Below are 21,872 nucleotides of genomic sequence, written 5' to 3'. Positions count from 1 at the left end.
TTCGTTGTGGCCTGCTGACGTACTGATTTCCCTGCCTGCTCTGCTTGCTCTCTTCTTCCTAATCTCATCTCGCTCGACCTCCCTGATCTCGGCCCGGCGCAGGAGACATCAATCCCTGCAACAGATCTGGCGAGATATTAAGTTGCCCAATCTTGCCCGCATTTTCAGCCAGTTCCTGGAACGCAAGTGCGATCAGTTTATCAGAATTCATGCCCATGTTCGCCATTGCTTGCAGTACATTCGGCTGTACATTTTGCAATGAATTCATTACGGCAGCAATCTCATAGGCTTTGGCATCTGCTTCGGCATTGTGATTGGCAATGGTTAACTCAATCAGTTGCTGCTTCCGTTCCTCCATCGCTGTATTGAACTGAAGCTGCTCCTGCTCCATCTCATTTTGTTTCTGTTTCACCGAGCGCTCAGCCTGCAATTGGGTCTCACGAATCTGCTGTTTCTTCGTCTCTATGGCAATTTCGGTGTTCAGTTCATTCTCTTTCACTCGTCTTTCCTGTTCAATGGAGGCATTGCGACGTACATAGAGCGCTTCATCTGCCTGACGCAAAATCTCTTCCCGCGCTTGTGCTTCCAATGCACGCATCGTCTCTTTATTAGGCAGAATGGCAAGTATCGATAGACTCATCAACTCAACGCCCAGTTTCTCCAATTCTTCACTTTGCACAACTTCTCGTTTCATGCTGCTAGCAAGACGTTCACTGGATTGAATAGCTTCTTTCAGCGGCATTTGTTCCAGATGTTTCTTGGTTAGTACTTTCGCTGTGGTGATCACCCGTTGATCCAGCTTGCCGGGGTCGTCGGAAATATACCGATTTTTGCGCAAATTGTACGTGTAATTCAGGCTCTGGGTTATTTTCAAATAATCCACAATTCGATAGCTTAATTGCCCCTGCACAGTAACCGTCTGATAATCCGCTGTAATCTCTTCGAACATGAACGGTACATCCACCGAGGATACGGGTAGAACCACTACCGATGTGGTCGGCTCATAGTAATAGAAGGACAATCCGACACCTTGACGTTGTACCTCACCATTTTTAACTTTCATGACATACTCACTGGGTTGAAATTTCGCAAATCGGAATCCAAACATGGCTCATTCCCCATTTCTTTAATATTGTCGTTTTGATATTATCGAAATGATAACAAATGAATTCGATATTGTCAATACGACATTAACAAATTGTTTATATGCCTATTTAGAGAAAGGGATGAAGTCTGAACCTCATTTTTTCCGCAAAAAATAAAGAGACCGAATCATATGATCCGATCTCTTTACCTGCTTTGTTATTTTCTATTCATGAGTGTTGATAATGCTACCAAGCATCATCCTTCATAATAAAAACGGACGTTTGAACTACCTCTAATACAGTTGTTCCATCAGTCTGGCGACTGCAACAGCTCCCTGTGCACGGTTCGCTGTTTCTTTCGGAGCAAACGTGCCATCAGGCATGCCATTTAACAGTCCAAGTTGTTGCATCGAGGCTACAGCTTCTTTGGCGTATGCCGCGATCTCGGTGTTGTCTACAAACATCATATTTCCTTGTACAGCATTGGTCGCATCCTGATCATGTTGCACAACCTTCAGTGCTCTGTTCAGCATAACGGCCATGTCTTCTCGCGAAATACGTTCATTGGCTCCGAAGCTTCCATCTGCCCGGCCTTGAATAATGTTCATTTCAATTCCAAGTCGTACTGAATTGGCATACCACTGCCCTTCCTTCACATCCGTTGGGACTGAAATAGATGGATCCGGCTGGCGTGTATCACCAATACCTTTAATAATCATTTGCAAAAATTGTGCTCTGGTCAGTTCACCTTGTGGGGCAAAACGAGTTGCGCTCATCCCCGTAATAATCCCTTTACCATATAGGTTCTGCACCTCTTGGAGAGCCCAATTGTAATTTTGCAGATCATTTAATGGCACTTCAACTTCTGCAATGACATAACTGCTGGATTCCAGCGGTTTGAACGCCATCGTTTTGGTCTTATCATCGTACATGGAATACGTAACAGGTTCCATTTCTCCACTTGGAGATACGGAATGTACAACCATAACTACATCATTCTTTTTAGGTTGCTCCACATTGGATAGAGCAACTTCAACCGTTCTGTTTGTCCATTGCAATGGCTTATTGTTCATTAACAAACTTACATCAACAATCGCATGATTACCGATCGCTGCTTTTTGCGATGTGGATAGTGTATCTGTCGATCCTTTTGCCACTACGATGTCGAACGTTCCCGCACTCTCCGCAATGATTAGCGGGAGTGATCTTAGAGGAACACGAACGGTAGTCTGTCCTACGACTACATTCAGAGATTTTACTTCCTCGGAACGAATCCATGCCGCAAGTTGACTTGCACCCAATTGGAATGTGACTGTCTTGGCTGTGTCAGGCACATCTGCAATCAGTTTCAACGTACGATTTCCTGCATCCATGGATTGCAGTGCCTGAGTTAATTGAGATACATCTGGACGAATCGAATACTTGTCATCCCCGGTTGCTGTTCCTTTTACCGTTATTGAACCCTTCTCTGGTACAGTACCTGATCCAACCGGTGGTGTTACAGAAGGATTCCCCGTCGATGGTGCTGTTCCCGGGTTGGAAGGTTGTGAAGGTACACTTGGTTCTGATGGCTGGCCAGGGCCAGGTGTTACATCTTGACGTACAAGCTTACTCACAGCATCTTGTAACGCACGATCCGCATTGCTTACATCTTGCGTTGAAGATTCAACTTCCAGAATGAATGCCTTCGCTTCAGAAAGTGCCTTACTGAATACATTCCAGCTTGATGTCGTGTATTCGGTTTGTTTTAATTTCTCAGCGGTATCTACAGTAGTTTGCAGTGCAGTTTTGTCCGCTGGGAACGTACCGTATGCTTCAAATTCCATGAATCCTACCCATGTGGGACCTGTTTTAATCGTTACCCGAATGTAACGTCCCTCCGTGCCTTCTGGAAGTACATGGCTAGGTGCGGTTGATACAACAACATCACTTGTGGTGTCCACTACTTTCACAAAATTTTTGTTATCGTTGGACACTTCGATCGTATATTTGATGCCGCCACTCCACATCGACATTTCGATTTTACGGAGGTTAGCAACCTGACCCAAATCCACTTGCCACCAGCTATCCTTACTCTCGTCTGTTCCCCATGAAGTGTTCGAATTGTTGTCAATTGCACCTTCAGGAGAATTGGCTTGATTGCCTCCTGTCCCTGCACTACTTGAAGCCGTTGCTGTTTTTCCCGTTGTTAAAGCCTCCAGAGAGACTAGATTAGTAAAGGCTTGTTTCAACGTACTCAGTGCTGAATTCACCTCAGACTGGACAACAGCATTGTTATCTCGGACCTGAATCGCTGCCTGCAAAGACTGTTCCAATACAGACCAGCTCCGGCGTGTATAGGAAGATTTAGTCTGCTGCTGCATTTGTTGAATGTACTGGTGCAGTTGTGTTTTGTCCACATTGGATAGACCTTGAATGGCATCATGCAAACGTTTAACCGCTATATTCGCATCCGTCTGTGTTGCTCTTGGATCATTCAAGACCTGATCAGCGCCTTCCAGCGCTTTGGTCAATACCGCCCAAGTGGCCGCAGACCAGTCAGGCTGCTGATACGTACGCGCTTCCGCTATTTTAGCTCTGAGCTCGTCAAGCTGCGGGGTGATAACCTGCATCTGCTGCATCACACGTTCCAATGCTGTTGTCGCTGCATCTGTATCTGCTTGAGTTACCCCGCCCGGCGTGTATGCCTGTTGGTATACATCATTCGCTGCCGAGATTGCCGGAGCCAGAGTCACCCAGCTTTCCGGAGTAAAATCAGTCTGTACCAATGATTTGGCTCGTGTAAGCGCCGCATCCAGTTGCTGGCGGTCTGCGGGCAGAAGCTCCAATCCGCGTTTGTAAACATCCAGTGATGGCAAGGCACGTCCTTCGTAGGAGTATCCACCATTCCCCGGAAATTCATCATAGTCGAACATGGCATGATTTTCCCATGCATCTCCCTCGGAATCAATCCAGCCTACATTGGCGGCAATCCATGCGGGCTCCCAATAGAAGAAGCCTGCTCCGCGGTTTTCCGGCACGTCAGCAATCATATCCATAATGCCAGCAATAGCATCATATTGCCCCTGTACCGTTGCAGGGAATGTTGCTCCCCCAACATGAAGCGCTTCATCCGATCCAATGATATTGCCGTGTGCATCCCCGTTTTTATATGAGAATGGATACGATGTCTCGGCAATAATCACGTCTTTTTTGAACTTGTCAGATACTTTATTCATGGTGTTCTGCACATCGGCAAATGTTCCATGCCAGAACGGATAATAGGAAAGTCCGATGATATCGTACTTCAGTTCGCCTTTCTCCAGCTCACTGAAATACCAGTCGAACGTATCCGCCTTGCCGCCTTCTGCGAGATGAATCATGATTTGAACCTTATCAGCGTTATTGGTGATCTCTCCTTCTACTGCACGTACAGCATCAATTCCGCTTTTCAGCAATGCAACATTTTGCTTAAAATCCACGTCGCTGCTCAAGCCGTTCAGAACACCACTGTTGATCTCATTACCGATCTGCACCATATCAGGCATGGCGCCCTTTGCTTTCATTTCTCCCACAACTTCATACGTATAGTTGTATACGGCCTGCTTCAGCTCTTCATGCGAAAGGCCTTCCCAAGCTTTGGGACGAAGCTGCTGACCCGGGTGCGCCCACTCATCCGAGTAGTGGAAATCCAGCAGGATCTTCATACCTTTTTTCTTCACCCGCTCGGCCAAACGAATGACATCGTCCTTGTCGTTGTAGCCCCCTGATTTCTGTGGATCATTCCACAGACGAAGACGCACATAATTGACACCGCGATCCTTCAGGATATCAAGCAAGTCCCTTTCAGTGCCATTACTATCCAGATACTTCCCTCCATTAGCCTCAATGGCGGTTAACGTGGAAATATCCACTCCTCTAACGTAATCCGTCCGATATCCTCCAACTGTTACAGTGGCCTCCGGTTGAACAGGGGCTCCATATACTGCACCCGTCACGGTAAAGCTACCCGCATGTGCGTACTCTGAAGGGTCGATACTTTCCCATTCCACTGGAACCGAACCAGATTTGTCGTTCGGATACTTCGCTGTCACTTTTGTTGGCAGAACAGGTGCAACCCCAGCTACTGTATTGACCTTAACGGGATCGTAACTTGTAATGGTTGCTGGATCAATTTTTTCCTCTTTTCCCCAGACTTTAAGCTCGGATATCCCGGGCCACCAATTTGCTCCCGCATAGTACGGAATTGTAACCTTCACATACTGGACAGGTGTATTGGTCTGGAACTCTTCACTGGCAACAGTCTGTTTTATTTCGTTAGTCGTTTGGTCCACAACAGTTGACCAGTTGTTACCATCATCAGATACTTCAATCAAATATTTTACAACTTGGTCTTTGTCCTTCCAAGTCAATTCCGCTCCAGATAGATCATATGGCGCACCTAGGTCTATAGTCAACCAATGAGGATTACTCTCAGAAGTAGGTGAGCTCGCACTCCAGTGAGTATTCACATCACCATCTACCGCCTTTTCTTTTTGCCCCTCATTCACTAGATCTTCCTCTCTTACCGTAACCACCTTGTTAAATGCCACGTTCACTTTTGCATCTTCTGCAGCCGCTGGACGAACCATCAACCCCAGATCACAGAACAGCATTAGTAATACCAGACACCCGCTTATGTAACTCTTATTCACTCTTGATCTCCCCCTTTTTGTGTTTGATTGTGCATGGATCAATGAATGTTATGAATCCTCCTCATTGTAAGCGCTTAATAGTGATAGGCGACACGGCATAATCCAAAGGAAACAGCAGTTATTTTAACAATGTGATCCTGTGATAGTTACATTTGAGCTATATCGATCACGCTATTTTGCAAAAGAAAGCAAAAAATCTGTCCGTCCACCCTAAGGCAGAACAGAACAGATTCTCAGGTATATGATCATTGTTACACTTATTTAGTAAGTTTCAATTCAAGTTGTACCTGGATATCATTTTCAGTCGAGAGCACAACGGAGTGTGGATTTTCCATTCCGAAATCTTCGAACGTTACCATCGATGTCGCCGACAACAAGACTGCATTATTCTCATAAGCAGCTTTTGCATCAAAAGTTACTTCTTTTTCAATACCTTTAACCGTAATCGTACCATTCATTTTGATATCAACCGTTTGACCGACAGGCCATTCCGCAGGTACCCCTTCAAATGAAGTCGCTGTAAATGTAGCTTGTGGATATGTAGCAACGTCGAAGAAATCGGCTTGCTTCACGTGACCATCACGCTGTCCATTCCCGGAATCAATTCCGTCCATCTCGATCTGTCCTTCTGCCTTCATCTGAGCAGCATCGTCTACATTAATTGTCCAATTCCCTGTTACCTGCTCGTCCACAAAGTTAACGGTCTCCTGCGATGTAGTTACAGAGAAATATACTTTGGAACCTTCGCTGATGCTCCAGTCTCCGTTCAGTTGCTCTGCTCCAGCAGTTTCATTGGCTACAACCGTTCCTGTGCTATCTACAGCTGTGGTGGAAGTCGCTGTGCTCGCAGGAAGCACCTGCTCAATCTCCACGTTGTTCCCCAAGTAACTGTTTGTGATATAGTAACCACCGCCACCGATTACAGCAACCGCCGCTACACCTGTAATAAGCCATGCTTTTGCTTTCTTGTTCATCTCTATGTTTCCTCCAGTACATGATTGTTTAGGTTGCTTCTTGGAGTGAATCATATCAATTGAATGTGTCAGGAAGAAGTCAAGATAAGACAAGTCACATATTTTTTTCAAATCCGTAATACAGGATTGGCTTTACGCTCTGGCTCATGTAAAATCAGTACAAGTTTACAAAGCGAAAGGAGAACGGCTTTTTTGAAATCCATACTTATCGTCGAGGATGAGCAAGCTATTGCACGAGTATTGGCTGCTTATCTGAGAAAAGCAGAATTTGAAGTTCATCATGCAGCAGATGGACCTACTGCACTGACCCTTTTTGATACCGTAACGCCTTCCCTTGTATTACTTGATGTGATGCTACCAGGAATGGACGGATGGGATCTGCTGCGGATTATTCGTGAAAAAAGTGCTTGTCCCGTGATCATGCTAACTGCACTGGATGACATTTCAGACCGTCTCAACGGACTAAATGCCGGTGCTGACGATTATATGAGCAAACCTTTTGTACCGGAAGAAGTGGTCGCCAGAGTTAATGCGGTGTTGCGCCGTAATCCACATTGGACCTCAGGTGGCAAAGAGAAGCGTTCCTTTGGAAATCTCGTCATTGATCTTGCTGCCAAGCAGGTGCTGCTGAACGGTGCAGAGGTTGCACTCACACCTCGTGACCTGTCGTTACTGTTCTTCCTGTCCGATTATCCGAATCGTACATTTACCAGGGATCACCTTATTGAACAGGTATGGGGGATGGACTACGATGGCAGTGACCGTGCTGTGGATCTATCGATTAAACGACTACGTCAAGCCCTCTCCCACTGGTCGCCAGAGACGGGAGAAATTCGGACGTTGCGAGGAATGGGGTATCAATTTTGGATCGCCAACTGAAACAGAAGAAACCCAAACGCACGATATCCATTCTGTCACACTGGACACTGCGATATTTTCTCATTTTGTGCATTGGCTTCACGATTATTGCGGCAGGGGCACTCTACTGGATTCGAACAACTTCCATTGAGAAAAGCCTCAAAACCGCAGAACTGCTTGGGCTGGAGATTGCCGATCGAGTGACCAGTGAAAATAATATGCTTCGGGTTCCACCCGATCTGGACAGACTGGTAACCAAGCGAGAGAAACTATTCAACACAGATAATTATTTTTGTGTCATGATCTTGGACAACAACAATCAATTGATCTTTTCCCAGCCTAAAATGGAGCAAAAAGATGTGCATTATCGACTGTCAGACGATTATCTTGAACCTCGAAACAACAAATATGCAGGTGTAACGGTCAACATATCCGAGGGCGATCAAACCTTGGGTAAAGTGTGGGTCATGCAGTCCAAACAATCCATTACATTTGGTCCAGAGACGATATGGCTCGTGGCTCTAATCCTCGGAGGACTAATCCTCTGTGGATGGTTTACAATCTATCTCCTGTCCAATAAGTTATCCAGACCGATTCGTCAGGTCGCCTATGCCGCTGAGCAGATTCGAGGTGGCAATTATGATGTGAGTCTTGACTTGAATACACGAGAACGTGAGATCAATGAACTTGTAAATTCATTTCGCGATATGGCCACTCGTCTCCAGCAACTCGAAGAATGGCGTACACTTTCGCTGGCAGGGGTAAGTCATGAACTCAAGACACCGGTAACTTCCATCAAGGGGCTCGTTATGGCGGTACGTGACGATGTCGTGAGTCCACAGGAAGGTAAAGAATTTTTGGATATCGCTTTGAAGGAATCTGAACGCATGGAGCGAATGGTCGCAGATTTGCTTGACTATAACGCCATGGCTGCAGGAAGTGTTGCCGTTCGCAAGGAACGGACGGATCTGAAACTGTTGGTCGGTGAGATCATCTATCAGTGGAAGATTGCGTATGAGGACAAAATGCCAGAGGTTCAGCTGCACGCACCTCCAATTAACTTTTTTACCTTGGGGGATGCTCTCCGCATTCAGCAGATCATTGTCAATTTGCTTAATAACGCACTTCATGCCACAGCTCCTGAACAGAAGGCTGTCTTCGATATTTATCTAAGTACAGAAGAACAGATGCTTTACGTTGATGTTAAGGACCACGGCACAGGCATCGCAGCCGAAGAACAACCAAAAATCTTCGAACGGTTCTATCGTGGAGAACTCAAAAAACGTCGTAACCGCGGTCTGGGTCTAGGATTAACATATAGCCGCCTACTCGCTCAGGAACAGGGCGGTGAACTGATACTTGTCTCCAGCAGCCCGGAAGGCAGCATGTTCAGATTAAGCCTGCCACGCTGGACTGCAACACAAGAAGCTATGAATACAGAAAAAGCATACGGAGCAGCCGTTAAAGTATAACGCACCTCGCTAACATGACAACTAGCCCAGAACTCCATTCAGGAGACTGGGCTAGTTCAACGTTGTTCTTTGTTGCTTTATCCAGAATGGAAGCAATCAACACTCTAATACACGTGGTCTGTATTCATCGTAAGCATCCGAGATCAGTTGCTTATGAAGTACACTACTGGCAATGATTGCTTTCCGCTTTGCTTTCAGAACGATCTGCTCTATATCCGCATAACTGCACCCGGTCAAGCGTTCACATATGTAATCTTCCAGCCGAGTCTCCTGTTCAAATGCCCCTACCAATTTGCTGATATACAATTTGCGACTCGAATCATCAGGCATACCGTAGGTCATCTTCGTATCAAACCGCCGCCAGATGGCGTGATCCAGTTGGGTTTCCAGATTCGTCGCAGCCACCAGAATACTGTCCCCATCGAATTCGTCCAGACATTGCAACAACGTATTGACGACACGAGCCATCTCTTTCACTTCATCATTGCTCTCACGTGTCCGGCCTATGGCATCAAATTCATCCAGAAATAACACACAGGGATTCATTCGTGCATATTCGAATAACTTACGTACGTTACTCCCCGTCTCACCAAGATGGCTATGAATGATCGCATCTAATCTCACAAGAACCAATGGCAGATCAAGGCGCTCCGCCAGATGTGATGCCGTTAATGTTTTTCCCGTACCGGGAGGCCCGAACATGACCATTTTGTTGGGGATTGATACATCATGCTCTCTGAACTTCTCTTTCATGCCCAGAATGGTGACAAATTCATTAATGATGCGTTCATTTTCAGCGGAAAATACAATATGCTGGGCTTTGCGTCTACACTCTTTCGGCGTGTAAAAAGCAGCCATATCGATCCCTTTCGCGCGGGGAATCCGGTTCATATGGTTTATTTTGCTCATGTATTCACATGCTCCTTCATTTATAGTTTCGTGTAAATGTTTAGTTCAATTTATATAGATTCAATTAGACTTTTAATCGTAATTATTACTATTAAATAATAACATACTACTGCCTTTTTGCAAATATAACCACAACACGTCCACTATTTTGCCACAGATGGGGGCATTTGGTTGCAAGCTTCAATTAAATTTGCTATTCTAAGTATGCATCGTTGTGTATAACGCAAAAAAGCCCTCCGAATTTCACGAGAGCAAAAATTTTCCAGATTAACAAGCGGCAACTTGTTATATCCGGATTCTTTATACCAACGACTGTAATCCAATTAAAGTGAGGTTAACAATCATGGCAAAAGACGTATTGTGTGAAGTTAATTCCTGTCGTCACTGGGCTCAAGAGAACAAATGTAACGCTTCTTCGATCTACATCGTGAGTCACAGTAACAAAGAAGCAAGTCAGTCTGCTGAAACAGACTGCAAGACTTTTGAAGTAAAATAAGTAATTTCATGTAATCGACTTAAAGGAGCCCTTACCGGTTCCTTTTTTCTTTGTCTATTGTAACAAGAATGATAATTATTATCAAGCCCTATTCTGTAAAAATCCTTCTCACCTCTTCAATGCACATTGGACAGATGACCTACGTACACTACGTAAGAAGTCAGTATGCCCATGAACGATTAGAACCAAGAGGTGAATAACAATGCCTGTTAAAAGTGGCACACAGTATCGCGAACGAATTGATGCACAGTCCGTCCCTTGCTGGTACAAAGGTAACCTTATTACTGGAAAACGCTCTGAACATGTAGCATTTGCAGGTTTAATGGAGACTCAGATGTACATGTATGATCTACAATCTGATCCTAAATTTGCAGAAACGATGACGTATGCCTCCCCGGCAGACGGCAAACCTGTGGGCATATCCTTCCTGCCTCCAACCAGTGCCGACGACCTCCGTAAACGACGGGAAGGGATGAATATCTGGGCAAATGTGCATCATGGCTTTCTTGGTCGCTCACCCGATTACATGAATACAGCCATAATGTCCTTTTACACAGGTGCCGATCTCCTGAAAGAATTATCTCCCCAGTATGCAGAAAATCTCAAGAATTATTATGCGTACTGCCGTGATCATGATATCACGTTATCCCATGCCTTCATTCAGCCATATGCCAGCAAGATCTCAGGGCAATTGGATGCTACTGAAGATGCTATTGCCGCAAAGGTCGTAGATCGCAACGAGGAAGGTCTCATTATTAGTGGTGCATTCATGATGGCTACACAAGCTGCCACTTCGGATGAGATATTTGTCTATCCGTCACCTTCTCCCGCCCCATTTGATGACGAAAATCCATTTGCATTCTCTTTTGCTGTCCCCAATGATCTTCCAGGAATCAGTCTCGTATGCAGGGATACCTACGCAGCCAAATCCCACACTAATTATCCCCTGAGTTCCAGATATGAAGAAATGGACAATATCGTCATCTTTGACCGGGTGCTCGTTCCGCATGAACGAATATTTTTTGCAGGAAGTGAGGAAATATCCTCGCGTCTCTTCAGTGGTAGTAACTTTCATATTCACGCAGGTCATCAGGTATTGTGTCGTTATATTGCCAAGACGGAATTTGTTCTCGGTACAATCCAGCTTCTCACGGATACGCTGGATCTGAATACGGAAGCACATGTTATAGAGAAATCTGCACGTGTGTTCGCAGGTCTTGAATCGTTAAAAGCATTGGCCTTGGCCGCGGAGGCAGGTGCAATACCAGACGGAAGAGGATTTGTATTACCTGCACCCAAACCATTGATGGCAGCCAATCTCCTTTTTCCGAAACTTTATCCTGAGATGATTGAAATTCTGCAGCTCTTAGGTTCGAGCGGGGTGATTATGATCCCTCAGGAAGAAGAGTTTCAATCCGATATCGCTCCTTCACTGAATATATATCTGAAAGGGAACGATATGGCTTCTCACGAACGCAACGCTCTGTTCCGCCTAATCTGGGAGCTTGGATCTGGTTCATTCGGGGGCAGACAGACCCAATTCGAACGATTCTTTTTTGGCAATGTCCTTACCGTATCCAATCGGTTGTTCTCCGTCTACAACAAAGATCAGACGAATCGTCAGCTCGTTCGTGATTTTCTATTCAACACCAGCAAATAAGAGAACTAATGAATCATTTTTTTAGACCAGATGGTCATATACCGTCATCAGTTCAGAGGCTGGTCTGCTTGCATCCATATCCCGCAATGCAGGCTGGTCTCCGTAACCGATATGGAATACCCCCTGCACCTTCTCTTCACTTGTCAAACCCATTAAATTCATAAACACAGGATGTTGTTGATAATCATTGATCTTCCAGACCGCATTCAACCCCTGTTCCGCAGCCAGAATACTAAAGCGTTTGCTCCAGGCTTTGGCCGGCAGAAGATCATCCTCACGGGCATTTCTAGGCGCCACGACAACCAGATGGGTTGGAATTGCTTCCGTGTATTGATATGTAGCCCAATCGCCGTAGCGATCAGCCAGATGGGGTGGATAGCTCTGTCTGACCGCTTCCAGATAAAGCTGTCGTCCTTCGCCTGCAAACAACATAAACCTCCAAGGTTCTGAACTCATTACATATAATGAAGGATCTGCTTCATCAAGCAACTTTCGTATAACCGACTGGGGTACTGGCAACGGACTGAATTCGCAAGTTCCTGCACGTCTCTTGCTGCTGCTTATATCTTGACTTAGACCGGTAGACATGGCAACTTCCCCTCCTCTATCTGCATGATATATCGTTATCCTTCAACTGTCTTCACATCAACCATGTTTTCTTCGGTTCAATGGCTTCCGTTCTCCAGCGATCTACCTCTTCGTGGATGCGCGCTTTATCACGCGTCGTAAACTGTTCTGACTCCACCACTTCTGCTTGCGGCATGCTGTCACGTATCAAGCGAATGTAGTCCATGGAACGGATCAGAGACTGGCGTCCAGGGATGTACCTTATTTTGCGTCCTTCCAACAAGCAGTATATCTCGATCATACCCGGTAATTTTCCGAAGGCTTCCCAGCAGAATGCACTGACCATATGCTGAAATGCCTCAACTACGTTTGGATCATGGACAACCATATATTTCTGAATAAGCAGCGAATCCCAGCCTTCTGGTTGCCAGGCCGCCTGAATTATCATCGATAAATGCATGGATAATGAAGGTAACTCCGTTCTCCACTGTTCAAAAAGAATGGCTGGATGCTTCAAATCATCGTTCATTGCAATGGCGAGTGACAATTCATCCGTAATCTTGTTCTTCACATCCCAGTAATGGAGAACAGATTCGAAACCATCCGTCTTTCTGGGCCACCACTTCTCAAGTAAATACTGTACGGGTACCTCTTTACGAACATCGGGGTCGAGACTGTAAAAAGCATTGACCGCATGGCTCACCGCATATTGTACACGGTGCCTCCATTGAAGTGGAAGACGCTGCTCAGACACTGGTTCAGGGCGGATGAATCGATGTGGGCTGCGCAGCATTTCTTCCAATCTGTAATCTTCAAGCAGACGTCCAGGAAGATCATTCCTTCCGACTGGCATCGCTGCCTGAACATTATGTCTTAACATGATCTTTAGGACACCTGTAATCCGGCAGTAGCGAAGCGTTTGCCAAAGTCACGGCATGTTTCTTTCTCCTGCTCAAGCGGACTATATTCAATTTTCAACATCTCTGGAGATACCTCCGCCCCACGCTCCTGCAGCTTGGCAGCCGCCAGATCAACTGCACCGCAGAACTGCTCATACGAGGTGTCACCACTACCAAACACCGCAGCTCTCTTACCACTCAGGTCAAGCTCATCCAGCTCCTCATAGAAATCAAGGAATTCATCTGGCAACTCCCCGTCTCCCCAGGTGTACACACCGATCATGAATCCGTCATAGTCCAATACATCAGATGCATTACAATCCGTTACGGATTTCAGGTCTGCCTCGTGGCCTCCCTGTGTAATTCCTTCCACAATCAGTTCTGCAATTTCTTCTGTATTTCCTGTCATGCTCGCATAAGCCACTAACAATTTAGCCATCTATTTTTCCCTCACTTTATTTGATCATGTTATATTCTCTCTATGAAGAAAGAATGAATTTTTGATTAACAAAATCATATGTGATAATGATTATCATTGTCAAATTAAATTTTTGGTTATCTTTGTTTTTCAGTATATGGCGCACTCCCGTCCCCCAACTGGCGTCCAAGCCCTTTTTTGTTGTACAATAGTATCCAAATGACTTTTGAAGGATGGATAAATCATTATGTACGTAGCTAAGAATTGGAAGGACTATGAAGTAATCGATACAGGAGGCGGCGAGAAACTGGAGCGTTGGGGAGATGTGATTTTACGCAGACCCGATCCACAGATTATCTGGCCCCTTGAGCAAGAAACCAATGAATGGCGTCAGGTGCATGGTCACTATCATCGCAGCTCTTCCGGTGGCGGTAACTGGGATATGAAAAAGCCCATTCCCGAGCGTTGGACGATCGGATACGAAAACCTGAAATTCCACATTAAACCTACCAGCTTTAAGCACACTGGTCTGTTCCCTGAACAAGCCGCCAACTGGAGCTGGATGATGGACAAAATCTCCAATGCAGGACGCCCTATTTCTGTCTTGAACCTGTTTGCCTATACAGGCGGAGCAACGGTAGCTGCTGCTTATGCAGGCGCATCTGTTGTGCATGTGGATGCAGCTAAAGGCATGGTTCAATGGGCCAAGGAAAATGTTCAATTATCCGGACTGGCTGATCGCCCTGTTCGTTTTATTACAGATGATGTATTCAAATTTGTACAACGGGAACAACGTCGCGGAAATCGTTACGACGCCATTATTATGGACCCTCCTTCATATGGCCGTGGCCCTAATGGAGAGACATGGAAACTGGAAGAGAACCTATATCCTTTCCTGAAGTCATGTATGACGATCTTGTCGGATAATCCATTATTCATGCTGGTTAACTCCTACACTACGGGCATTTCCTCTACGGTTCTGCGCAACATGTTGACCATGACGATGTCTGCTCAGTACGGTGGTGAAATTACTGCAGGTGAAATTGGTCTGCCGATCACACGTAGTGGTCTTGATCTGCCTTGTGGTATTCTGGGCCGTTGGGAGTCTTAATCATGTCAGAACATCGGCATGATCACGATGCAATTCCGATTCTGTTCGAAGACAACCATCTGTTAGGCATTACGAAGCCGGTCAATGTACCTACACAGGAAGATTCATCAGGTGATCCGGATTTGCTTACATTGCTGAAGCAGGATCTGAAAGAACGATACAACAAACCTGGCAATGTTTATCTCGGGTTAGTACACCGACTTGATCGTCCTGTTGGAGGGGCAATGATTTTTGCCAAGACTTCTAAAGCAGCTTCGAGATTGTCCGAGACTGTGCGGGGACGTCATTTCCGTAAAATATATGCGGCTGTTGTACACGGCAGGTTGCCTGCACAGCAGGGAACGTTAAAACACACGCTCCTGAAAGATGCACGTACAAATACCGTTACTGTTGTACCTAAAGGTACGGCTGGCGGTAAGGATGCCGTTCTGGATTACCGTGTTATCGGCGAGACAGACCGTTACAGCCTCGTCCATATCGAACTGCACACCGGCAGATCTCATCAGATTCGAGTGCAAATGAAAGAAATCGGCTGCCCTCTGTACGGGGATCAGAAGTACGGCGCAAGCGTGAATAAACTCGGGCAACAGATTGCTCTATGGTCTGCGATTGCTGCTTTTCCTCATCCAGTTACTAAGGAAGAAGTTATTCTGCAATCTTTGCCTGCAAGAGAATTCCCCTGGGCAGAATGGCCAGACGCTGTGTACCAAAAAGCTTTTGGACAATCTCAATAAATACGTGTTCAAAAAGACTGGTTTTCAATACCGATAAGATGGGATCAAAAGCGGTTTTATCGAACAACCTCTATAAGTGCACAGGATCAGGTTACATCTGTCCATACAACGTGTCGTTCAGATTCTGTATCTGAACGACACGTTTTCTTATATTTTCAGCTGCATAACTAAAATACAGAGAGGAGACATCATGATGACCCCGTTTACCAAACAAGTCGTTGCGATCATCGCGGCGATTCCCGAAGGTAAAGTGATGACTTACGGTCAGATTGCAGCCCATGCCGGGAGTCCAAGAGCCGCGAGACAAGTCGTACGTATTCTGCACTCGATGAGCCGCAAGGAACGTCTGCCCTGGCACCGTGTCGTCAATGCAAAAGGAGAAATCTCCATACCGGACGAACACTCGCGCATGATGCAGGAAACAGAACTGATTAGCGAAGGTGTGGAGTTTCAACTAAACGGAACCATTAATCTCAAACAGTTCGGTCATGAGCCCGATCCTGTATTTCTTATCGATCCAACGATCCAGCCCGAATAATAAAGTACTCTCCTCCTATCGCGCACACCAAAAAAAGAGAACTCAGGCAGTTAGGGTTACCCCTTCGACTGTTAGAGTTCTCTTTTTGGTTTTATCTGATATTCGTTATGCTGTAGCCGTCGCTTTTTCCTGTTCTACAGTAACAGGCTCAACAGCTGGTTTTGTTTTCCGAATAAAGAACGCCATGATCAAAGCAACCACGGTCATTCCGGTAGCCACGATGAATGCATAGTTAACGCCGTAAATCGTTGCATCTGCTGTAGCTGCTAACATCACTGTCTTATTATTAGGGTCAACTTGGCCAGCAGCCACTGCATCCGCCAGATGTGTTTTGAGCTTACTACTCATGATAGTAACCAGAATGGCTGTACCGATCGCACCGGCAACTGTACGCAATGTATTGGACATCGCTGTACCATGCGCGTTCAGACGTTGAGGCAATTGATTCAGACCTGCTGTCTGGATTGGCATCATCAGCATCGACATACCGAACATACGAGCCGTGTAGATAAACATCATGTAGCCGTAGGTAGTATCGATTGCCAGGCGACTCAGTCCAAAAGTTGTAATTGCCGTAATGGCAAGACCTGCAACCGAAAGCCAGCGTGCGCCCACTTTATCAAATATGCGACCTGTAATTGGAGACATAATCCCCATCAATATCGCACCGGGCATCATCAGAAGTCCTGATTCAATTGGTGAGAATCCACGAATGTTTTGCAGGAAAATAGGGAGCAGGATCATACCAGCAAACATCGCCATTGTCACGAGCATATTGATAATCGTTGTTAATGTGTACATGTTGTACTTGAAAATACGGAACTCAAGGAGCGGATGATCTGTTGTCAGTTGACGAATAACGAACAGAATCAGGGATATCGCACCTACGACGAGACATCCAATGACAATTGCACTGCCCCATCCATCGGTACCCGCATCACTGAATCCGTAGAGCAAACTACCAAAACCAAGTGTAGATAAAATAACGCCTGGATAATCCAGTTTAGGTCTGGACTGACGTGTTACGTTTTTGACAAAAGCAATACCAATTGCCGTTGCAATAATAGAGAATGGCAAGATGATGTAGAACAACAATCTCCAGGAATAATGCTCAACCACATAACCTGAAAGTGTAGGCCCAATCGCAGGAGCCAGAATCATCGCAATCCCCATGGTTCCCATGGCCTGACCGCGTTTCTCAATTGGGAAGATGGTCAGGAATACAACGGTCATCAGAGGCATCAGGATACCTGCACCTGCCGCTTGAATGACACGACCTACCATCAGAATGGTGAAGGTTGGACTAAGACCACAGACTAACGTTCCTATGGTAAATAGAGTCATGGCTGTAATGAAAATTTGACGCGTTGAAAATTTGGCAATCAGATATGCCGTAATTGGAATCAGCACACCGTTCACAAGCATATAACCCGTAGTTAACCATTGGGCTTTGTTTGGCCCGATGCCGAGGTCATCCATGATTTTAGGAAGCGCTACGTTCATCAGGGTTTGGTTCAGGAATGCCACAAAGGCACCAATTAACAATGCCGCTACAATCGGGCCTTTCTTGATGTTGTCCATCGCTGAGGATGGAGCTGCAGCAGTAGTCGTACTCATATGTTGTTCATCTCTCTTCCTTCTAACTTTTCAATCATTTGACTATGAATTCTAAGTAGGTGCTCAAGGTCTTCCTTCGATATATCCAGAATGGGTGACACTCTTTCCATCCACAAATGGTGCGTTTCCTGTTGGGCCTGTTCCCCTTTATCCGTAATCTGAAGCTTAACGGATCGGCGGTCAGCATCCGAACGTGTCCGAACGATATACTCGCCTTTGACGAGCCGCTCCACAACAGCGCTCATGGAACTACTGCCCATATGGCATAGCTCAGCCACTTCATTGATGCCAATGGAAGGACGCTCCCTCAGGATGGATAACACCATAAACTGGATCGAAGTCAGCTCGATCTCCTTGTTTTCATTCCAAAATGCTCGAAAAAGCATTTGATTCACTTGGCGGAACGAATTAATAATATAGAATACTTCATACGTATCAGTCATTGTTTCACCCTTTTACTTTTGGAATATAATATTTCGTACACGAAATATCAGGGGAACAATTATTTATTATAACAAAAATATTTACATAGTCAACTCTTTACATATGAATTCACAAAAATAATATTAGGACATACTAACTGTGTTACATCCATGCCTTTACCCAACTAACCTGGACACAGTGTGTAGCATATGTAATTTGTAAATAAAATAACCATAGGGCTCCTGCATGAAACGAGCAGGCATTCCTATGGTTATTCAGAAGAATCAGCATGGTATCATACCGAAGTAGATAAGGCAGGCTCTTTGGTCTTGGGTGTTGTCATTTTGCCTAACAGATATACCAGCAATTGTTGATTGTGCATCGAAATGTTACTGAGAACAGAGTTCATGAATTCATTACGGATGGTAATTCCCCGCTCTGTCTCCATTCTTCCTTTCTCTGATAGAGATACCCACACAATGCGTCGATCCTGATTATCCCGATTCCTGCGAATCAGATCATTCTTCTCCATTCGATCGAGCAGCATGGTTACAGCAGCTGGCGTAGTTGACAGATAAGGAATCAGATCCGAAGGTTTCATCTTCTGATGGTCTTCAAGTACCTCCAAAACAGCCAGCTGAGCCTCCGTTAATGAGGGTGCCAGCTCTTGATCCATATGCAATTTATAATCTTTGGTCAACCTGGACCAGCACTTGGCAAAATCGGAATTATACATCTTCCATCGCTCCTCTCTGCAACCGGTTATCACTTCACCTGCTTAAGTTTTCGCGCTCCAAAGCCGCATTCCTGCTGCCTTTTTTCAATTTCCTAGCGATCGACCGTAATCGACGAAGGTTGTTAAACTTCGCATGAATGCCCTCTTCTAATCCGCCTTCGAACAACAAAAAAAGACTCCTCGCATGACAGGATTAGCTGTTCTGCGAAAAGTCTCGTTTGTTTGTTTTTATGAAGATGATGCTGGTTGATTCTCATTGAAATCCCTTAGAAGTTCAACGATCTCGTCTTGTTTGTCCACATGAACGATTAGCTTGCCAATATGTTTGCGCTCTGTAATCGGAACACCTTCCGAAGAGATCGGGAACACTTGGCCTTCTTTGGTCATTACAGTGATCTTACGTTGCTCTTTGCAATAAAACGCTCCGACAATACGGCTACCATTCGGTTTCACACGTTTGCCTTCTTTGAACTCAAATGTGGCAAGCCCTTTGCCTCCACGGCTCTGTATAGCGTAATCCAGAAGTAATGATCGTTTACCATATCCCAGATCGGACAACACGGCAACTTCACCTTCATCTCCTTCTACCCATAAAGCCAGTACAACTTCATCTGTATCTCTTAACTGAATACCACGAACACCACCGGATACACGTCCCATTGGATTAACCTCATCCTCTCGGAAACGAATCGCCATGGCTTCTTTTGTAATCAACATAATATCTTGACCACCTGTACTTAAATGTACAGATAACACTTCATCGTCCTTGCCCACTTTACAAGCCGCAACTGCACCGGAACGTTTGGTAACGTAATCCTTCAGCTCCGTTCGTTTCACCTGTCCTCTTCGCGTAACGAAGACCAGACTGTGATTTGGCTCTTCAAAGGATTTTACAGCAAGCACACTTGCAATACGGTCATCTTTCGCAAGAGGAATGACATTCACAATGGCTGTGCCTGGATCTTTCCACTTGAATTCAGGTACCTGGTGAACAGGTAACAGGAAGTACTGACCTTTCCTCGTAAAGACAAGCAAGTTCTCAAGCGTATTTACTTCCAGAACCTGAGCGATATAATCGCCGTCTTTCACACCACTTCCGCTCCGTTCACCACCAGAACGTGTAAAGGACTGCATGCCTGTACGTTTCACATATCCCTCTTTGGATAACGTAACAAATACATCTTCCGCATTCACAAGTACTTCGAGATTAACCTTAAGTTCTTCCACTTCACCCTGGATCGCAGAACGACGGTCTATGCCATATTTCTCACGAATCTCCATCAATTCCTTGCGGATGACTCCGATGAGTTTGCGGTCACTATCCAGAATGGATTGTAATTGTGCAATCTTTTTCATCAGTTCACCGAGTTCCTTCTCCAGAGAATTGATCTCCAGATTCGTCAAACGGTACAATTGCAACGTAAGGATGGAATCTGCTTGGCGTTCCGTGAATCCAAACATCCACATCAGGTTGTTTTGGGCATCCTGACGGTTCTTCGACGCTTTGATGGCCGCAATGACCTCATCAAGGATGTTAAGTGCTTTTACCAAGCCCTCGAGCACATGCGCACGGTCTTGCGCCTTCTCCAGCTCAAACCGGGTACGGAAGGTTACAACCTCCCGCTGATGGGCAATGTAAGCCTCGAGGATCGATTTCAATCCTAATTGATGAGGTGCTTTATTCACAATCGCAACCATATTGAAATTATAGGTGACCTGCAGGTCGGTTTTCTTCAGCAAATAAGCCAAAATACCTTGTGCGTCCGCTTCTTTTTTCAACTCAACCACGATTCGCAGACCTTCACGTCCGCTCTCATCACGCACTTCGGCAATACCTTCAACCTTCTTCTCAAGTCGGATGTTCTCCATCGCTGTAACCAGACGAGATTTCACGACCTGATAAGGAATTTCGGTAATGACGATCTGCTGTTTGCCACCGCGCATGTTTTCAATCTCGGTTTTGGACCGGATATAGATCCGTCCTTTACCTGTGCGATAAGCATCCAGAATGCCGTCACCGCCCATAATCAATCCGCCTGTTGGAAAGTCAGGACCCTTCATAAACATCATGATTTCGTCCAGCTCAATCGACGGTTTCTCCATCACAGCGATCGAAGCATCAATGACTTCACGCAAATTGTGTGGAGGAATCTCCGTTGCAAATCCGGAGGAAATACCGCTGACACCATTAACCAGCAAGTTCGGATAACGGGATGGCAATACAACCGGTTCTTTGGCCGTATTATCAAAATTATCCTTAAACAGAACCGTCCGTTTCTCGATATCGCGAAGCATCTCCATCGCGATGGGCGACAAACGGGCCTCCGTATACCGCATCGCCGCTGCCGGGTCATCATCCTGTGATCCCCAGTTACCATGACCGTCCACGAGCATATGGCCCATTTTCCATGGCTGAGCCATCCGCACCATGCCCTCATAGATGGAGGAGTCACCATGTGGATGATAATTACCCATTACGTCCCCAACGGTTTTGGCAGACTTGCGGTAAGTCTTGTCAGGCGTATTACCTGAATCGTACATGGCGTATAAAATACGCCGTTGTACTGGCTTCAACCCATCCCGGACATCCGGAATGGCTCGATCCTGAATAATATATTTGGAGTAGCGACCGAAACGGTCCCCAACGACCTCTTCGAGAAAGGCCGGCATAAATTGTTCTGATGGACTCATTCCAAGCACCT

Annotated in this window: 18 protein-coding genes; 7 read left to right on the top strand and 11 right to left on the bottom strand. The window is 45.7% G+C overall.

Features of this window, described 5'->3' with window-relative positions; translation table 11 throughout:
* Window positions 1-64: 64 nt before the first annotated feature.
* From MKY28_RS07675 to MKY28_RS07665, 3 genes are all read right to left on the bottom strand, one after another.
* Window positions 65-1,108: an SPFH domain-containing protein gene (locus MKY28_RS07675; RefSeq protein ID WP_036613328.1), complete on the bottom strand. Its 1,044-nt coding sequence runs from the start codon at window positions 1,106-1,108 to the stop codon at window positions 65-67.
* 270 nt (window positions 1,109-1,378) lie between these two features.
* The gene (locus tag MKY28_RS07670) at window positions 1,379-5,758 is read right to left on the bottom strand and encodes a glycosyl hydrolase 53 family protein (protein WP_340935481.1); all 4,380 of its coding nucleotides are present in this window, start codon (window positions 5,756-5,758) and stop codon (window positions 1,379-1,381) included.
* A gap of 257 nt (window positions 5,759-6,015) precedes the next feature.
* Window positions 6,016-6,732, bottom strand: a complete 717-nt coding sequence (locus tag MKY28_RS07665; protein ID WP_036613327.1) for a YceI family protein — start codon at window positions 6,730-6,732, stop codon at window positions 6,016-6,018.
* A gap of 192 nt (window positions 6,733-6,924) precedes the next feature.
* Here MKY28_RS07665 and MKY28_RS07660 point away from each other — a divergent pair, with 192 nt between their 5' ends.
* Window positions 6,925-7,611: a response regulator transcription factor gene (locus MKY28_RS07660; protein ID WP_036672909.1), complete on the top strand. Its 687-nt coding sequence runs from the start codon at window positions 6,925-6,927 to the stop codon at window positions 7,609-7,611.
* Window positions 7,596-9,062 (top strand): HAMP domain-containing sensor histidine kinase, encoded by a 1,467-nt coding sequence (locus MKY28_RS07655; RefSeq protein ID WP_340935478.1) that lies wholly within the window; start codon window positions 7,596-7,598, stop codon window positions 9,060-9,062. Before MKY28_RS07660 ends, MKY28_RS07655 begins: the two co-directional genes overlap by 16 nt.
* A gap of 96 nt (window positions 9,063-9,158) precedes the next feature.
* On the opposite strand, the gene MKY28_RS07650 is transcribed toward MKY28_RS07655, so the two are convergent.
* Entirely contained in the window at window positions 9,159-9,971 is an 813-nt protein-coding gene (locus tag MKY28_RS07650; protein WP_076328435.1) for an AAA family ATPase, read from the bottom strand.
* 343 nt (window positions 9,972-10,314) lie between these two features.
* Between MKY28_RS07650 and MKY28_RS07645 the strand changes: the two genes are divergently transcribed.
* Together MKY28_RS07645 and MKY28_RS07640 are read left to right on the top strand one after the other, a co-directional pair.
* Window positions 10,315-10,467, top strand: a complete 153-nt coding sequence (locus MKY28_RS07645) for a DUF1540 domain-containing protein (protein ID WP_076209985.1) — start codon at window positions 10,315-10,317, stop codon at window positions 10,465-10,467.
* A 202-nt stretch (window positions 10,468-10,669) separates the two neighbouring features.
* Complete coding sequence (locus tag MKY28_RS07640; protein ID WP_036613320.1) at window positions 10,670-12,127, top strand: 4-hydroxyphenylacetate 3-hydroxylase family protein; 1,458 nt, start codon at window positions 10,670-10,672, stop codon at window positions 12,125-12,127.
* Between the two features lie 21 nt (window positions 12,128-12,148).
* On the opposite strand, the gene MKY28_RS07635 is transcribed toward MKY28_RS07640, so the two are convergent.
* From MKY28_RS07635 to MKY28_RS07625, 3 genes are read right to left on the bottom strand one after another with little or no spacing between them, the layout of a single operon-like run.
* On the bottom strand, window positions 12,149-12,715 hold the full coding sequence (locus MKY28_RS07635) for a nitroreductase family protein (protein WP_036613319.1): 567 nt from the start codon (window positions 12,713-12,715) through the stop codon (window positions 12,149-12,151).
* A gap of 52 nt (window positions 12,716-12,767) precedes the next feature.
* The gene (locus tag MKY28_RS07630) at window positions 12,768-13,574 is read right to left on the bottom strand and encodes a hypothetical protein (protein WP_051447301.1); all 807 of its coding nucleotides are present in this window, start codon (window positions 13,572-13,574) and stop codon (window positions 12,768-12,770) included.
* A 5-nt stretch (window positions 13,575-13,579) separates the two neighbouring features.
* The gene (locus MKY28_RS07625; RefSeq protein WP_340935474.1) at window positions 13,580-14,032 is read right to left on the bottom strand and encodes a flavodoxin; all 453 of its coding nucleotides are present in this window, start codon (window positions 14,030-14,032) and stop codon (window positions 13,580-13,582) included.
* A gap of 226 nt (window positions 14,033-14,258) precedes the next feature.
* Between MKY28_RS07625 and MKY28_RS07620 the strand changes: the two genes are divergently transcribed.
* The 3 genes from MKY28_RS07620 (at window position 14,259) to MKY28_RS07610 (ending at window position 16,394) form a co-directional block, all read left to right on the top strand.
* The gene (locus MKY28_RS07620; protein WP_036613317.1) at window positions 14,259-15,122 is read left to right on the top strand and encodes a class I SAM-dependent methyltransferase; all 864 of its coding nucleotides are present in this window, start codon (window positions 14,259-14,261) and stop codon (window positions 15,120-15,122) included.
* A 2-nt stretch (window positions 15,123-15,124) separates the two neighbouring features.
* Window positions 15,125-15,856 carry an RluA family pseudouridine synthase gene (locus MKY28_RS07615; protein WP_340935472.1) on the top strand — a complete coding sequence of 244 codons (732 nt, stop codon included), beginning with the start codon at window positions 15,125-15,127 and terminating at the stop codon, window positions 15,854-15,856.
* A gap of 193 nt (window positions 15,857-16,049) precedes the next feature.
* Complete coding sequence (locus MKY28_RS07610) at window positions 16,050-16,394, top strand: MGMT family protein (RefSeq protein WP_036613313.1); 345 nt, start codon at window positions 16,050-16,052, stop codon at window positions 16,392-16,394.
* A gap of 105 nt (window positions 16,395-16,499) precedes the next feature.
* On the opposite strand, the gene MKY28_RS07605 is transcribed toward MKY28_RS07610, so the two are convergent.
* From MKY28_RS07605 to gyrA, 4 genes are all read right to left on the bottom strand, one after another.
* Complete coding sequence (locus tag MKY28_RS07605; RefSeq protein ID WP_339283182.1) at window positions 16,500-18,011, bottom strand: DHA2 family efflux MFS transporter permease subunit; 1,512 nt, start codon at window positions 18,009-18,011, stop codon at window positions 16,500-16,502.
* On the bottom strand, window positions 18,008-18,454 hold the full coding sequence (locus MKY28_RS07600) for a MarR family winged helix-turn-helix transcriptional regulator (protein ID WP_036613308.1): 447 nt from the start codon (window positions 18,452-18,454) through the stop codon (window positions 18,008-18,010). Before MKY28_RS07600 ends, MKY28_RS07605 begins: the two co-directional genes overlap by 4 nt.
* Before the next feature lie 275 nt (window positions 18,455-18,729).
* Entirely contained in the window at window positions 18,730-19,170 is a 441-nt protein-coding gene (locus MKY28_RS07595; protein ID WP_036613306.1) for a MarR family winged helix-turn-helix transcriptional regulator, read from the bottom strand.
* A gap of 228 nt (window positions 19,171-19,398) precedes the next feature.
* Window positions 19,399-21,861 (bottom strand): DNA gyrase subunit A, encoded by a 2,463-nt coding sequence (gene gyrA, locus MKY28_RS07590; RefSeq protein WP_036613303.1) that lies wholly within the window; start codon window positions 21,859-21,861, stop codon window positions 19,399-19,401.
* Window positions 21,862-21,872: the final 11 nt, after the last annotated feature.

It is taken from the genome of Paenibacillus sp. FSL R5-0473 (assembly GCF_038004565.1).
Lineage (GTDB): Bacteria > Bacillota > Bacilli > Paenibacillales > Paenibacillaceae > Paenibacillus > Paenibacillus amylolyticus.
The sequence above is the reverse complement of the archived record's forward strand: the minus strand, read 5'-3'. Positions and strand labels throughout refer to the sequence as shown.

Bases quoted from the DNA above. Each gene is read 5' to 3' on its own strand.
- MKY28_RS07675 (WP_036613328.1), bottom strand. From the start codon at position 1,108: ATGTTTGGATTCCGATTTGCGAAATTTCAACCCAGTGAGTATGTCATG.
- MKY28_RS07665 (WP_036613327.1), bottom strand. From the start codon at position 6,732: ATGAACAAGAAAGCAAAAGCATGGCTTATTACAGGTGTAGCGGCGGTT.
- MKY28_RS07650 (WP_076328435.1), bottom strand. From the start codon at position 9,971: ATGAGCAAAATAAACCATATGAACCGGATTCCCCGCGCGAAAGGGATC.
- MKY28_RS07645 (WP_076209985.1), top strand. From the start codon at position 10,315: ATGGCAAAAGACGTATTGTGTGAAGTTAATTCCTGTCGTCACTGGGCT.
- MKY28_RS07640 (WP_036613320.1), top strand. From the start codon at position 10,670: ATGCCTGTTAAAAGTGGCACACAGTATCGCGAACGAATTGATGCACAG.
- MKY28_RS07635 (WP_036613319.1), bottom strand. From the start codon at position 12,715: ATGTCTACCGGTCTAAGTCAAGATATAAGCAGCAGCAAGAGACGTGCA.
- MKY28_RS07630 (WP_051447301.1), bottom strand. From the start codon at position 13,574: ATGTTAAGACATAATGTTCAGGCAGCGATGCCAGTCGGAAGGAATGAT.
- MKY28_RS07625 (WP_340935474.1), bottom strand. From the start codon at position 14,032: ATGGCTAAATTGTTAGTGGCTTATGCGAGCATGACAGGAAATACAGAA.
- MKY28_RS07620 (WP_036613317.1), top strand. From the start codon at position 14,259: ATGTACGTAGCTAAGAATTGGAAGGACTATGAAGTAATCGATACAGGA.
- MKY28_RS07615 (WP_340935472.1), top strand. From the start codon at position 15,125: ATGTCAGAACATCGGCATGATCACGATGCAATTCCGATTCTGTTCGAA.
- MKY28_RS07610 (WP_036613313.1), top strand. From the start codon at position 16,050: ATGACCCCGTTTACCAAACAAGTCGTTGCGATCATCGCGGCGATTCCC.
- MKY28_RS07605 (WP_339283182.1), bottom strand. From the start codon at position 18,011: ATGAGTACGACTACTGCTGCAGCTCCATCCTCAGCGATGGACAACATC.
- MKY28_RS07600 (WP_036613308.1), bottom strand. From the start codon at position 18,454: ATGACTGATACGTATGAAGTATTCTATATTATTAATTCGTTCCGCCAA.
- MKY28_RS07595 (WP_036613306.1), bottom strand. From the start codon at position 19,170: ATGTATAATTCCGATTTTGCCAAGTGCTGGTCCAGGTTGACCAAAGAT.
- gyrA (WP_036613303.1), bottom strand. From the start codon at position 21,861: ATGAGTCCATCAGAACAATTTATGCCGGCCTTTCTCGAAGAGGTCGTT.